This window comes from Sediminibacterium sp. FW305-C-61 (assembly GCF_058231065.1).
Map to the genome: position 1 here is coordinate 156,526 of NZ_JBIQXR010000006.1, position 14,092 is coordinate 170,617.

General features: G+C 39.8%; 11 protein-coding genes. 5 read left to right on the forward strand and 6 right to left on the reverse strand.

The genetic code is table 11. The annotated features are described in order from the left end of the window. Positions 1-128: 128 nt before the first annotated feature. Both ACH30E_RS15200 and ACH30E_RS15205 read left to right on the forward strand, forming a co-directional pair. Positions 129-2,984 carry a TonB-dependent receptor gene (locus ACH30E_RS15200; protein WP_490825505.1) on the forward strand — a complete coding sequence of 952 codons (2,856 nt, stop codon included), beginning with the start codon at positions 129-131 and terminating at the stop codon, positions 2,982-2,984. 65 nt (positions 2,985-3,049) lie between these two features. After that, entirely contained in the window at positions 3,050-4,105 is a 1,056-nt protein-coding gene (locus ACH30E_RS15205) for a phytase (protein ID WP_490825506.1), read from the forward strand. 134 nt (positions 4,106-4,239) lie between these two features. Here ACH30E_RS15205 and ACH30E_RS15210 read toward each other — a convergent pair whose 3' ends face one another. Next, on the reverse strand, positions 4,240-6,639 hold the full coding sequence (locus tag ACH30E_RS15210) for a hypothetical protein (protein ID WP_490825507.1): 2,400 nt from the start codon (positions 6,637-6,639) through the stop codon (positions 4,240-4,242). Between the two features lie 135 nt (positions 6,640-6,774). After that, on the reverse strand, positions 6,775-7,266 hold the full coding sequence (locus tag ACH30E_RS15215; protein ID WP_490825508.1) for a DinB family protein: 492 nt from the start codon (positions 7,264-7,266) through the stop codon (positions 6,775-6,777). Positions 7,267-7,320: 54 nt separating this feature from the next. Between ACH30E_RS15215 and ACH30E_RS15220 the strand changes: the two genes are divergently transcribed. The 3 genes from ACH30E_RS15220 (at position 7,321) to ACH30E_RS15230 (ending at position 10,914) form a co-directional block, all read left to right on the forward strand. Then, positions 7,321-8,544: a trans-sulfuration enzyme family protein gene (locus ACH30E_RS15220; RefSeq protein WP_490825509.1), complete on the forward strand. Its 1,224-nt coding sequence runs from the start codon at positions 7,321-7,323 to the stop codon at positions 8,542-8,544. Between the two features lie 65 nt (positions 8,545-8,609). Next, positions 8,610-10,433 carry a serine hydrolase gene (locus ACH30E_RS15225; protein ID WP_490825510.1) on the forward strand — a complete coding sequence of 608 codons (1,824 nt, stop codon included), beginning with the start codon at positions 8,610-8,612 and terminating at the stop codon, positions 10,431-10,433. A gap of 16 nt (positions 10,434-10,449) precedes the next feature. After that, the gene (locus ACH30E_RS15230; protein ID WP_490825511.1) at positions 10,450-10,914 is read left to right on the forward strand and encodes a GNAT family N-acetyltransferase; all 465 of its coding nucleotides are present in this window, start codon (positions 10,450-10,452) and stop codon (positions 10,912-10,914) included. 55 nt (positions 10,915-10,969) lie between these two features. On the opposite strand, the gene fabD is transcribed toward ACH30E_RS15230, so the two are convergent. From fabD to ACH30E_RS15250, 4 genes are all read right to left on the reverse strand, one after another. After that, positions 10,970-11,863, reverse strand: a complete 894-nt coding sequence (gene fabD / locus ACH30E_RS15235) for an ACP S-malonyltransferase (protein ID WP_490825512.1) — start codon at positions 11,861-11,863, stop codon at positions 10,970-10,972. Between the two features lie 114 nt (positions 11,864-11,977). Then, positions 11,978-12,697 carry a GTP cyclohydrolase I FolE gene (gene folE / locus ACH30E_RS15240; protein WP_294996836.1) on the reverse strand — a complete coding sequence of 240 codons (720 nt, stop codon included), beginning with the start codon at positions 12,695-12,697 and terminating at the stop codon, positions 11,978-11,980. After that, positions 12,660-13,070 carry a 6-pyruvoyl trahydropterin synthase family protein gene (locus ACH30E_RS15245; protein WP_490825513.1) on the reverse strand — a complete coding sequence of 137 codons (411 nt, stop codon included), beginning with the start codon at positions 13,068-13,070 and terminating at the stop codon, positions 12,660-12,662. The genes folE and ACH30E_RS15245 overlap by 38 nt, the downstream gene beginning before the upstream one ends. Before the next feature lie 328 nt (positions 13,071-13,398). Next, positions 13,399-13,809, reverse strand: coding sequence for a 6-pyruvoyl trahydropterin synthase family protein (locus ACH30E_RS15250; RefSeq protein WP_294996831.1), 411 nt, complete (start codon positions 13,807-13,809; stop codon positions 13,399-13,401). Positions 13,810-14,092: the final 283 nt, after the last annotated feature.

Genomic DNA, 14,092 nt, shown 5'->3' on the forward strand with positions numbered 1-14,092 from the left:
TATTCACCATTGACAATTCACATTGCCGTAACAATTAGATTACAAATTCATAACCCAGTATAAATAATACGGCTGTTCATAGCAGATAGTTTTGCACGCAATTAAAAATTGTGTACCAAACGCTGAATATGAAAAATATCTACATTAGTGTGTTATGCCTTTTATTGGCATCAACCATTTTTGCACAAAACGGAGTTATCAAAGTAAAAGTGATCGATGAACAGAAGCTCAATTTACCCGGAGCCAATGTATCACTCGACGATAAGAAATTTAATGCAGTATCTAATACCAGCGGTACAGCAGTGTTCTATAACATACCTGCCGGTAAACATACCCTCACCATCAGCTATCTGGGGTACAAAGATTATACGCAAACAATTAACAGTACAGGTACTGTGTCTGAATTCACTGTTTCACTCGAGTCTGGTATTAACGTACTTAAAGGCGTTATTGTACTGGGTGATCGTTTGAAAGGACAATCCAAAGCCCTTAACCAGCAAAAAAACAGTGATAATATTACCAATATCATCAGCGCAGATCAGATTGGTCGTTTTCCAGATGCGAATATCGGAGACGCAATCAAACGTGTACCTGGTGTTACCATGCAGAACGATCAGGGCGAAGCACGTAATATCATTGTTAGGGGCATGGGACCTGAATTCAACGCTGTTTCCCTCAACGGAGAAAGAATTCCTTCTGCAGAAGGCGATAACAGAAGGGTTCAGCTCGACCTTATTCCTGCTGATATGATTCAAACCATTGAAGTAAGTAAAACACTTACGGCAGATATGGATGCCGATGCCATTGGTGGTTCTGTAAACCTGGTAACACGTTCTGCTCCAAATGGCAAACGTTTTTCTGCTACAGTTGCCGGAGGATACAATCCAATTCGCTCTTCTTTCATAGGCACTGTTAACTTAATTGCCGGAAGCCGCTTTGCAAAAGATAAACTTGGCTATGTAGTTAGTGGCTCTTTCAACAGAAATGATTATGGATCCGATAATATTGAAGCGACATGGAGCAAAGATGCCAATGGCAAAGTTTATGTAAGTGATCATGATCAGCGTATATACGATGTATTGAGGGTTCGCAGAAGTGTAACTGCTACGGTTGATTATAAAATCAGTCCCTTACATACCATCTTTGTAACAGGTAGTTATAACTGGCGCGATGATAAAGAAAATCGTTTCCGTCTTCGCCACCGTTTTCGTGGCAATGCTGCTACAGACCTGATTTATGATGGAGCAGGTAATATCAGCGGTTATAATGTAGGTGAAGTTCTCAGACAAACAAAAGGTGGAATTGACGATAACCGCAACGATAACAGAAGACTGGAAGATCAGCGTGTTCGTTCACTCGCCATAAAAGGTGAGCACCTTTTTGGTAAGTTGAAAACAGACTGGAGTGTACAATTCGCAAGAGCATCTGAAGTAAGGCCACATGAGCGCTATGTTTCTATGGGAAGAAGAAATATCACTGTAACACAGGATATAACCGATCCTCAACGTCCTTATCTCACAGACAATACAGCATTAACAGCTTATACCAGAAGAAACGAACTGACAGAACAGTTCCAGGATCAGTTTGAAAAAGATATCAACGCAAAACTGAATTTCGAAATTCCCGTTTCTATTGTAAAAGGGCAAAATGGTTCGCTGAAGTTTGGTGCCCGTTTACGTACCAAAGAAAAAATAAGGAACAATAATTTCTTCTCCTATACTCCTATCGGTGCTTCTACCGCAAATTTTGCCAACATCAGCTTATTACCACTAGTTGATAAAACAGTTTCTGAGTTTTATCCGGGTGAAAAATTTGCTGCAGGTTTATTTGTTGCCCCTGGATTTCTTGGCGGTCTGAATCTTAAAGACGCTACAAGATTTGATGAGAGTGATGAACCGTCTGAATACCTTTCCGGTAATTTCACTGCAAAAGAAACCATTACTGCAGGATATATCGCTTTGAAGCAACAGTTCAACGATCGCTTATTTGCGAATGTAGGTTTGCGCATCGAACGTACCAGTATCAACTATACTGGTAATATTGTGGAAGACGGTGATCAGTTTAAAGGAATTGCAAACCTGAAAAACAACTATACCGATTTCTTACCAAACCTTAACCTTAAATACAAGTTTGATAATAACACCGTTTTAAAATCTGCCATCACCCGTTCTATTGCCCGTCCGAGATACTATGACCTGGTGCCCTTCTTCAACATCAATCCAAATGACCAGGAGTTGAGTGCAGGTAATCCGAAAATGGAACCGGTAAGATCATGGAATGTGGATCTGATGTTTGAGAAATATTACAGATCTGTAGGTTTGATTTCTGGAGGTGTATTCTATAAGAAAATCGACCGTTTCTTCTTTACTTTCCTTGATCAGCAATATACCCAGTCTGAATTTTCACGCGATTTCCCAACTGTTACCAATCCAATCGGCGCAGGTGAAAACTGGCAGTTTACGCAGCGCAGAAATGGTGACGGTGCAAGTTTATTTGGTTTCGAACTGGCTGCACAAAAACAACTTGATTTCTTACCTGGTATCTGGAAAGGATTCGGTGTGTACGCAAACTATACATATACCCATTCAAAAGCAGATGGTATCTATGACGGATCGGGTGCACTGGTAAGAAACGATGTAAAATTACCGGGTGCGGCACCACATATGTTCAACTTATCGGTTTCATATGAGAATAAACAATTCGTAGGTAGACTTTCTGCCAACTTCACGTCGGCTTATGTTGATGACAGTGATGATGCAGGATACAATGCAGATGCGTTTAATGATCGTTTTTACGACAAACAATTCTTCCTTGACTTCAATGCATCTTATGCCATTACGCCTAAGACAAGAATATTTACAGAAGCCAATAACCTTACCAACCAGCCACTGCGATATTACCAGGGCGATAAGTCGAGAACTGCTCAATTAGAGTATTATGGACCAAGGTTTAACTTTGGATTGAAATTTGATATTTACAAATAATACGCATACCGCTTAATTTTATCATAAACCCCGGGTAATTCCGGGGTTTTATTTAACTGATTCAAATGCAAAAAAAAATCTTCCCCATTGCAGTTATACTATTTGCTTTTGCCTGCAAAAATGAACCAGCACAAAATGATGAAGCTGCACTAAAACCAACGGTGGTAACAGATACCGTATTTGATGACAGCGACGATCCCGCTATCTGGATCGATAGCGTCAATCCATCCAATAGTATCATCATTGGTACAGATAAGCACAAAGAAAATGGTGGTTTATATGTATTTGGACTTGATGGAAAAATCGACCGAAACAGGTCAATCACCGGACTCAAAAGAATGAATAATGTTGATATTGCTTATGGTCTCATTCTCAATGGAACAAAGACAGATATTGCAGTAGCCACAGAAAGAGACATAAACAGCATCAGGATTTTTCGTTTGCCCGATATGGCTGCAATAGACAGCGGTGGTATTGAAGTATTCGTAAAAGACAGCCTGCGTCACCCAATGGGTATTGCTTTGTATAAGCGCCCTGCAGATAATGCCATCTTTGCCATTGTTGGCCGTAAATCAGGACCTGCTGAAGGATATCTTGAGCAGTACCTCCTATCAGACAATGGACATGGAGTAGTAATAGGAACACTCGTGAGAACATTCGGCAAATTTTCCGGTAAGAAAGAAATAGAGTCGATTGCAGTAGATAATGAACTTGGTTATGTTTATTATTCAGATGAGCAGTTTGGTATCAGAAAATATTATGCAGATCCCGAAAAAGGAAATGAGGAACTGGCTGTTTTCGGAAAGGGAGATTTTAAAGAAGATAATGAAGGTATCTCTATTTATAAATTCAACGATGGCACTGGATATATACTTGTATCTGACCAATCAGCCAATCGATTCAATATTTATGCAAGAGAAGGTGGAAATAATCAGCCCCATAATCATTCGCTGATCAAATCAGTACCTGTTTCAACAGACCAAAGCGATGGAAGTGATGTTACTTCTTTTACGTTACCTGGTTTTAAAGGTGGACTATTTGTTGCAATGAGTACAGACAAAACATTTCAATTCTATCCCTGGGAAATAATTGCTAAGAAAGCAGGGTTGAAGGAGGAATAGGGGTTAGGCATTAGGTGTTAGGTGTTAGGTGTTAGGTGCTAGGTGTTAGGTGTTAGGTATTAGGTGCTAGGTACTAGTTTGCGCCTAATGGCTAATGGCTAACACCTAATACCTAACACCTAACACCTAACACCTTACTCCAAATACCTCACCGTACGTGTAATCTTCCCGTCTGCATTGATTCCTTCCAGTACAACTTGTAATCTTTTGGAAAAATCGTTGTTATAAAATTCTACCCTGAACCTGGGTGATTTTTTATTGGTAAGGATGTATGGGTTCCAGTACAGTGTGCTCCTTGAGTCGGCATCGTAGGTCTGGTCTTGCTCGTAATTAGGGTGATAAAATTCTTTGAAACGCGAATAACCGGCCAATATGGTTGATTCCATTCCTTTTTTATTTGGATCTGATTTTCGCGCATCATCTCCTTTTTTGGTATAAATAGCAATAGCGCCTGATCCGCCACCTACTGCTGATCCAAAAAACGGAGGGCGTAACACTTTAATATAGGCAACATCACTCATGGGTAAAGTCTGTATGAAATCGAGGTTAGCGGGGGTTTCGTTCAGGTATAAAGAAGGAGTACCACCGCGCCAGCTCATCGACATATTTGAGCCCGAGCCGGTAATTTGCAATCCCGCCACTTTTCCCTGCAGATAAGACAGCACATTAAATGCGCCAATGGTTCTGTCTTGTGTAAGGTCAAAACTATAAGCATCTCCGCCGGAAAAAAGTCCGGATGCATATTTCTCATCCATGATCTGCATGGGACTTTTTGTTTTGGCTTTCACAACTACTTCCTGAAGTGTTGCAGAAGCCATACTTTTTCTCAGTTTTTCTTCCTCCAGTAAAAACAAATTCATGCGTGCCAAAGCCAGGCTGTCAGAACTTAATTGCAAACTCGACTGTTCATCTACTTTAGTGGTGCTGCCTGGTTGTTTTTTTAAGAGTCCATTGTTCATCTGAACCTGTGTAACCCTTCCTCCTAGTTTTTTGGTATCATTTAAATTGTAGTAAACCCGAGCCGTGTCAAAGAAGAAAACATCTTTTTCTTCAAACCCGCCGTCTTTTTGTACGGGAACAAAATACATACTTACACTACTGTCTTTGTTAACCATCACCAGGTTGAGCTGTGTGCCGGCACCACCGCTATTTTCCAGACCATACACTTTTCCTTCAATTTTCATAAAGTCTGTTTCTGGTGGAAATTGTAGCACTGGTTCTTTAGCAGCTTTTATTTTATCCCAGTCAAATTTTCTCCATCCATTGGTTAACATAACAAGATCAAGTCTGCTGGTAATACTATCAGCATCACTGATCATATAAAAAGCAGGGTTATGTATATACCCCCTCAACTGATTGGTTAACAAAAAGTCTGAAAAAATATTAAAGGTTTCCTGTCCGGATAGTGCAGCATCTGTAATAGATATCGACATATTTGTTTCGGCTGTATCTGAAACAAATATTTCCAGGATATTTTTACCTCTTTTTTCAAGATTAATTATACCTGGATTTACTTTGGCATTAAACTCATGAAGATGGTTATTCACAAATAATATCCTTTCTTCTAAGGGTTGCCAGTCGCTCGTAAATAACGAGAATTGTAAAATACCGGTTTGTAATTCATCAATCGGAACGGCTGTATTGAGCAGGGTTTTTTCGGGCATTTTAAGTTGCACTTTATAAATAGGGTGCTCATTCATGTGAACCAATAAAAACAATTCTTTCTGGTTATCAGGAACCTGCTCCGAACGCTGTACCTGTATGATGGCTTTATCATTTGTGCCACGAATACTGAGGGCTACTCCTTTTTCCTGTATACCCTTGATAGGCGTACTACCCCTTGTGCCATTTTCATCGAGCCAGTCAACACGGTAATTTTCTCCCGGCAAAGCCCGCAGCGTAAAAAAGCCCATACCATCGTGTAGGATCCTGAGCGAGTCGAGTACCAGATTCTTATCATTCAATACAGCGCCTTTCACAAACATGGGTTTACCAAACTGATTGGTTGCCTTAAAAGCTACTTTTTCTGTTAAACCCTGCACCAGGTTACCTCCTTCGGGAAAAACTTCCACACGGGTGCGTATGACAGTTACTTTTTTAGCGGGAAGTTTACCATTATTAATCTGTATATCTTTCTGGTATATAAAACTGGTATCATCATTCAACATCCATCTCGTATAGGCTTTTACACGAATGAATTCTCCGGCATAATTGGCGGGTATATCAAAAGACCCTTTCGCGGTTGACTGAAAAAGTGGTGCCACTGTTTGACGCAACATTTTACCATTTACATCGTACCAGTCTACATAAACATTTCTGCTCGCCGGACTGGGCATTTGTTCCATCAGCAGGTAGAGTTTATAAAAGATGGTTTCTTCTTTATTATATAATTGCTTATCAAAATGAATATGCATTTTTTCTTTGGGAAAGATACTGGCATGTGCGTCCATGATCGAATCCATAAACTGAGCCTTTGCAGACTGACTAAAACTCCATAAAACAAAAACAGTAGCTAAGTAAACAATACGCTTCATCGCATTCTCTTTTGCGCTAAGATAGACAATAATACAGCGTGACCATCGCTCTTAAAGGTCCTGGATACGATTTTAACTTCTGTCTAATTTAGCGGAATAACCGTCGCAGAAAATCAATGAAGAGGCAATGCCCATTTATTTTTGCCGGGTAAATAAAATATAATCGGTCTGCGGAATTCTTTCAACTCCCAATTGCCGTAGCATAGTAACTATCTGCCCACGGTGATAAGTACCATGATTCGAAAGATGTAACACGATTTCTGCAACAGGCTGCGTATAATGTTCCCCACGGATATTTTTGTAGGGCAATGATGCCAATAGCATTTCTTCTGATGCTTCCTTTACAAATGAGTACCATTGGTGGTTTTGGTGTAATAATCCATTGGCAATATCCTTCATACTTGGGTGAAAGCTTAGACTGGGCATTACTACCTGTTCATGCATCTGAAGCCTTTGCCACCATGCACTGGCAGCATCCCACATATGCAGGAATGTTTTATGAACGGAAGGAAAGCTGCTTAGAATAGGCTGATTTTGCTGTTCGGGAGACAAGTCGGTAGTGAGCTGTAATAACTGCTCATTGGCCCAAATTTCATAAGCTGTATAGGATATCAGTAATTGCTTCATGATTCGTCTTACATTTGAGGAAGAAGAATTATTTATCCAGACAATTTACAAATAATGTCCGAAAAATTTCAACTAAGCGGTATTAGTTCCGTTGCCATGCATGCCAGCGGTCACCAAAATGCAGAAGATGCACATCTAACCCCCATATTTGCTACTTCTACCTTCACTTTTGATACTGCCGAAGATGGTATGAACCGCTTTGCAGGATCAGATAAAACCAGGGTTTATAGTCGTTGGGGAAATCCCACATTTACCGCTGCAGAAATAACCATTGCTGCACTCGAAGCATTTGGCTTAAAAGACGAAAATGGTGCACCACTTCAGTTAAAAGCATTATTACATGCAAGCGGACAAGCCGCTATGACTACCCTCTTCCTGGGTAACTTGAAAACGGGTGATGCAATTCTGTCTCATTATTCATTATATGGCGGTACGCAGGAACTGATGACCAAGGTATTGGCAGCAACCGGTATTGAAGCGATTATCGTTGATATGCGCGATCTAAATAAGGTGGAAGAAGCCCTTCAACAATATCCGCATATTAAAATGATTCATATTGAAACACCCGCCAACCCTACTATTCAATGTGTAGATATTGCTGCTGTTACCGGTATCGCTAAAAGCAGGGGACTGATTGTAAGCGTTGACAATACTTTTGCAACACCCTACCTGCAACAGCCATTTAAATACGGGGTGGATTATGTATTTCATTCCACTACAAAATTCTTAAACGGACATGGAACCGCCATTGGTGGTGTGTTAATAGGAAAAGACATAGAAAAAATGAGCACCAGCATTTGGAAATGGCATGTGTTGTTGGGAGGAAATAGTAATCCTTTCGATGCCTTTCTCCTCGCTCAAGGCATGAAAACGCTGGAATTAAGGATGGAAAAACATTGTGAGAATGCACAGAAAGTAGCTGAATTCCTGGAACAACATCCCGCTATTGCTAAAGTAAATTTTACCGGATTGCCCAGCCATCCTGATTATGCATTGAGTGCCAGACAAATGCGTTTGCCCGGTGCCGTAATGAGTTATGAATTAAAAGGTGGATTGGAAGCAGGTAAACAATTTATCAATAAATTACAGATGTGTGTACGGGCCATTTCACTCGGAACGGTGGATACACTGGTTTCGCACCCTGCCAGTATGAGTCATTTTGGAATACCCAGGGAAGAAAGAATTAAATACGGTATTACCGATGGTTTAATCAGGATGAGTGTGGGAATTGAGAACTGCAATGATATTCTGAATGATCTGGAGCAGGCTTTAAAGTAATTACTGCTTGTAATAATTTAGTCTTATAGGCTACTAATTTGCAAATACCGCTAAAACATTGTGTCATGAGAAAATTATTATTGGTGTCAGCCTGTTGTCTGTCGCTTTGCACCTACGCACAAAAAAAGAAAATAAACAACAGCCAACCAGTCGATCGTTTCGCCGGACTGGATACCAGTTTTGAACAGATTCTAAAAGACCATTTGGCTTCAGGTTTTGCAGTTGCAGTAGTAGAAAAAGATAAGATTATTTACGCTAAAGGATTTGGTTATCGTGATTATGAGAAAAAATTACCGGTAACACCTAATACCCTTTTTGCCATTGGCAGTTGCACCAAAGCATTTACCGCTTCTTTAATCGGTTTGTTGCAAAAAGAAAACAAACTGAGTATTGATAAACCAGCCATCAATTATTTACCTGAACTCCGGTTTTATAATGATGATATGAACCGGATGATCACGCTTCGTGATATGATGAGCCATAGAACAGGCTTACCACGCCATGATTTTTCCTGGTATCTTTTTAAATCGAAATCAAGAGATAGTCTGTTGCAACGCATCCGTTACCAGGAGCCCAGTGCAGGTATCAGGGAAAGATGGCAGTATAATAATTTCATGTTCCTCACTCAGGGTATGATTGCTGAAAAAATTACCGGTAAAAGCTGGGAAGAAAATATACAAACCAACCTGCTTTCTCCATTGGGTATGAAAAGAACCAATACAAGTATTGAAGCATTAACCAGGGATACTGACGCGGCTTTGGGATATGGCATTAAAAAAGATTCCATCATAGATAAACTCGATTATTACCATATCGATGCAATGGGCCCCGCCGGAAGCATCAATAGTAGCGTAACTGAAATGGCCAATTGGGTAATTACCTGGATCAATGGAGGAAAATTCAATGGCAAAGAAATATTACCTGCTAATTATGTAGCCAATGCCATGAGCGCACAAATGGTTTCATCACCCGGTTTGCCCACTTCAGAGAGACCCGATGTATTCTTTTCAAATTATGGTTTTGGATGGTCGCTGGCTTCGTATAAAGGTCATTACAGGGTAGAACATGGGGGCAATATTGATGGTTTTTCGGCCAGTACATCCTTCTTTCCAACAGACAGTATCGGTATTATTGTATTGACCAATCAGAACGCATCTTCTGTCACATCAATTGTTAGAAATACGATTGCAGATCGTTTACTTAAACTTCCTTTTTTCAACTGGAGCAGGGATATACTATCATCCACCAAAAAAGCAAAAGAGGCTGCCAAGGAAGCTGGCAAAACAGTAAGTTCAAATCAACACAAGGATGCCAAAGCCAGTCATGCCTTAAAAGATTACGAAGGCATTTACAATCATCCCGGATATGGAAGTGCCGAACTGATAAGCAGAAATGATTCACTATTTGCCCATTTTCCTGGTAATGATATTACCTGGTTAAAACATTTTCATTATGATATTTTTGTCCCTTATGATGTGTCAAAAGATGGAAGTATTGATACGAGCATAAGCAGTCCGATGCGTTTTCAGTTTTTCATGAATGAAGCAGGAGATATCAGCAGTCTTTCATTGAAACTGGAACCTACACTGGATGCATTAAAATTCAACAGAACACCAAGAACTATAAAGACCTCCGCAAATGATTTACAGAAATATGCGGGTAAGTATGAACTTGGTGGTGTTGACGTAACTGTTTCAGTTAAAAACAATACACTGTATGTACTTATTCCTGGACAGCCAGAATATGAACTGTCTGCCTTGGGCAATGACCGTTTTGGTTTAAAAATTTTACCGGGATATTATGTACAGTTTGAAGTAAAAGACACTGAAGTAACCCAACTTACTTTCCAGCAACCAAATGGTAACTTTGTTGCGAAAAGAAAAAAATAAAGTTTTAGTTATTACTATGAATATTGTTATAAGAAGAGCGGAAAAAGCAGATTGCAAAAGATTACTGGAACTTATTCAGGAACTGGCAGACTATGAAAAAGCGCCCCAGGAAGTTACCGTTTCACTGGCGCATTTTGAAGAAAGCGGCTTTGGTGAAAAACCGGTATGGTGGGCATTTGTTGCAGAAATTGACGGAAAAGTAGAAGGTTTTGCACTTTATTATATTCGCTATAGCACCTGGAAGGGACAGTGCTTGTACCTGGAAGATTTTCTTGTGACGGAGAAACTCAGGGGCAAGGGGGCTGGCAAACTTTTATTCGATCGTATCATTCAAGAAGCAAAAGAAAAAGGCTTTTCAAGAATGGTCTGGCAGGTGCTTGAATGGAATGAGCCTGCAATAAATTTTTATAAAAAATATAATGCCACCCTTGATCCCGAATGGGTAAATGGCATACTGGACTTTAAAGTTGATCATAACTGATTACAACAGGTTTAACTAATAAAAAAGGGCTGTATTTCCGGACAGCCCTTTTTTATTAGTTAACGCCGTCAACAACGGCTTCTTTGAATATTTTCTGTACCAGTCCCTGTAAAACTTTACCCGGACCTGCTTCTGTAAAATGAGTAGCCCCATCAGTTACCATTGCCTGAACGCTTTGGGTCCACTTTACGGCACCTGTTAATTGGTTAATGAGGTTTTGTTTGATCATATCCGGTTCTGTAACAGCTGCTGCAACTACATTCTGGTAAACCGGGCATGTTGGGTTGTGAAAGCTTGTTGCTTCGATGGCTGCTGCCAGTTCTTCTCTGGCTGGTGCCATTAGTGGACTGTGGAATGCTCCGCCAACTGGTAGTACCAATGCTCTTTTTGCGCCAGCAGCTTTCATTCTTTCACAGGCTATTTCAATTCCTTTCACTGAGCCACTGATTACTAACTGACCTGGACAGTTATAATTGGCAGGCACTACTACTTCTCCTGTTTCTGCCTGAACGGCTGCACAAATTTCTTCTACTTTAGCATCATCCAATGCAAGTACTGCTGCCATGGTAGATGGCACCAGTTCACAGGCTTTTTGCATAGCTTTTGCACGAATGCTTACGAGTTGTAATGCGTCTTCAAAGCTGAGTGTATTGTTAGCAACCAGCGCAGAAAATTCACCAAGTGAATGCCCGGCTACCATATGAGGTGTTGCACCTTCAATGGTTCTGTAGGCTACAACAGAATGCAAAAAAACAGCAGGTTGGGTTACATTGGTTTGTTTCAGTTCTTCCTCTGTTCCATTGAACATGATATCACTGATTCTGAAACCAAGGATCTCATTGGCATTTTCAAACAAACGTTTGGCGGAGGCATTTTGCTCATAGAGGTTTTTACCCATTCCGCTAAACTGGGAACCTTGTCCGGGAAATATATAAGCGTGTTTATTCATGTAGGAGAATTTTAGGAACGCAAAAGAAATCGATTCCACACAATATCACAAAATTTTTATTTCAGTTGGCCTTCATTCCATGAAAAAAGCAGCTAATGCTGCTTTAGGGACTGTTTAAAATTCCGTTTTCAGTTCAAGAAATTTGAGTAACTGATCTTTTACCTTATCCTCTTTAAACTTACCGCCATAAAAAACTGTTACTGTGGATGATGTATCATCTTCCACTCCCCTGCTTGCCACACAAAGGTGTTTGGCATCTATAATAACAGCCACATCTTCTGTTTCAAGGTCTTTTTGCAGTTCCTGACCAATTTGCATGGTCAGTCTTTCCTGCACCTGCGGACGTTTGGCAAAATATTCTACCAGTCTGTTGAGTTTACTTAATCCAACTACTTTCCCATTACTGATATATGCAACATGGGCCTTACCAATGATAGGTACAAAATGGTGTTCACAATTACTGTAAAATGAAATGTTCTTTTCAACCAACATTTCATTGTATTTATAATTGTTTTCAAACAAAGTCATGGCTGGCTTATTAGCCGGATTAAGTCCCTGGAAAATTTCTTTCACATACATTTTAGCCACGCGCTTGGGTGTGCCTTTTAAACTATCGTCTGTAAGGTCTAATCCCAGTATCTCCATAATAGAACGAAAATGTGCCTCGATTGCGGTAATCTTTTCGTCATCTGATTTTTCAAATGCATCTTCACGCAATGGTGTGTTTGCACTAGAACCTATATGGTCATCTCCCATATTGTCGATATGCAGTTCACTTAAGGCAATTTCTTCACCATTAAGCCGGATATTCAACAAAGTTTCGTTCTGTTTCATACAGTCTAATTTTTAAATCTAATCCCCCATCCAGTTTCGCCCTGAGTAACTTGTAAATCACTACAGCAATATTTTCTGCAGTAGGATTTAAGTTGGCAAATTCAACCGTATCTAGGTTCAAATTTTTATGATCAAATCTTTTAATTACTTCTTCATGAATTATTTCACTCAACAATTTCATATCAAACACATAACCTGTTTCTTCATCTGGCACTCCTGTTAACTGCACGATCAATTCATAATTATGTCCATGATAATGTGGGTTATTACATAAACCAAATACCTGCTTATTTTTTTCTTCCGTCCAGGCAGGATTATGCAAACGATGTGCCGCGTTAAAATGTTCTTTTCTAAAAACTGCTACTTTTTCCATGTTTTGCTGCCACCTGGTTTAAAAAATATCCAGGCAGTATTTTATTCGTCAACACTTTTGCGTTGCACACTTCAACTACAATAATCCAATAAGAATCATCCGAAAATCAAGTGAGTTAATTATTAATGGTCTGGCACTGTTTCAGAAGTGTGCTGATCAAGTGGCCTGACCGATAGTGAGCCTGCTTATTAATAACATCGCTTGAATGTCTATACCCGATCTGTTTCCAGGAATGTCAGACATCCTGATAACAAAGGTACATACGATCTAAATAACAAAAGCGATGTTGTTTTGTTTAAGTAAAATCAATAATTATTTAAACAGTAATTTAATTCCCGAAGTACTCCACATAGATACGGGGAGTTTCATACAACTTAATGCAATGTAATTCAACTTGTTGTGGTAAATGGGGTGCTAATTGTTGCCAGATAGCGATAGCCAGATTTTCGGTACTGCAAAGCTGGTCTTTCATAAAATCTACGTCCAGATTCAGGTTTTTATGGTCGAGTTTATCGATTACATGCTCTTTTATGAGTATACTCAGCTTCTTCACATCATATAAAAAACCTGTATCCGGATCGGGGTGCCCTTTAATGGTAACAAAGAGGTCATAGTTATGCCCATGCCAGTTTTCATTGGCACAAACCCCGAAAACAGCATCGTTTTGCTCTTTGCTCCAGCGGGGATTATATAGTTTATGAGCTGCGTTAAAATGCTCCTGCCTCGTTAAGTACACCATGCAAACACCAAAATTTTTGCAAAGTTAAGAAAGTTAGGGGTTTTGCAAGGGCTTTATCTTTTGTAAGCTATGGGTTATGAGCCACAAGCTTCAAGCCATTGCTTTCCGGTGAAAAACAGCTACTAGCCTCTAGCTCCTAGCTGCTAGCCTTGATTAGTGCTTATTTTTGACTTTCTGCTACAAGTGGAATAAATGACAGGGCTTGAGATTTATTTTGTAAGCCATACTTATAAGAAATATTTAATTAGCACACTTAAGTTAGTGGGTAGTTAAATTCACGGTA

Bases quoted from the DNA above. Each gene is read 5' to 3' on its own strand.
- ACH30E_RS15200 (WP_490825505.1), top strand. From the start codon at position 129: ATGAAAAATATCTACATTAGTGTGTTATGCCTTTTATTGGCATCAACC.
- ACH30E_RS15205 (WP_490825506.1), top strand. From the start codon at position 3,050: ATGCAAAAAAAAATCTTCCCCATTGCAGTTATACTATTTGCTTTTGCC.
- ACH30E_RS15210 (WP_490825507.1), bottom strand. From the start codon at position 6,639: ATGAAGCGTATTGTTTACTTAGCTACTGTTTTTGTTTTATGGAGTTTT.
- ACH30E_RS15215 (WP_490825508.1), bottom strand. From the start codon at position 7,266: ATGAAGCAATTACTGATATCCTATACAGCTTATGAAATTTGGGCCAAT.
- ACH30E_RS15220 (WP_490825509.1), top strand. From the start codon at position 7,321: ATGTCCGAAAAATTTCAACTAAGCGGTATTAGTTCCGTTGCCATGCAT.
- ACH30E_RS15225 (WP_490825510.1), top strand. From the start codon at position 8,610: ATGAGAAAATTATTATTGGTGTCAGCCTGTTGTCTGTCGCTTTGCACC.
- ACH30E_RS15230 (WP_490825511.1), top strand. From the start codon at position 10,450: ATGAATATTGTTATAAGAAGAGCGGAAAAAGCAGATTGCAAAAGATTA.
- fabD (WP_490825512.1), bottom strand. From the start codon at position 11,863: ATGAATAAACACGCTTATATATTTCCCGGACAAGGTTCCCAGTTTAGC.
- folE (WP_294996836.1), bottom strand. From the start codon at position 12,697: ATGAAACAGAACGAAACTTTGTTGAATATCCGGCTTAATGGTGAAGAA.
- ACH30E_RS15245 (WP_490825513.1), bottom strand. From the start codon at position 13,070: ATGGAAAAAGTAGCAGTTTTTAGAAAAGAACATTTTAACGCGGCACAT.
- ACH30E_RS15250 (WP_294996831.1), bottom strand. From the start codon at position 13,809: ATGGTGTACTTAACGAGGCAGGAGCATTTTAACGCAGCTCATAAACTA.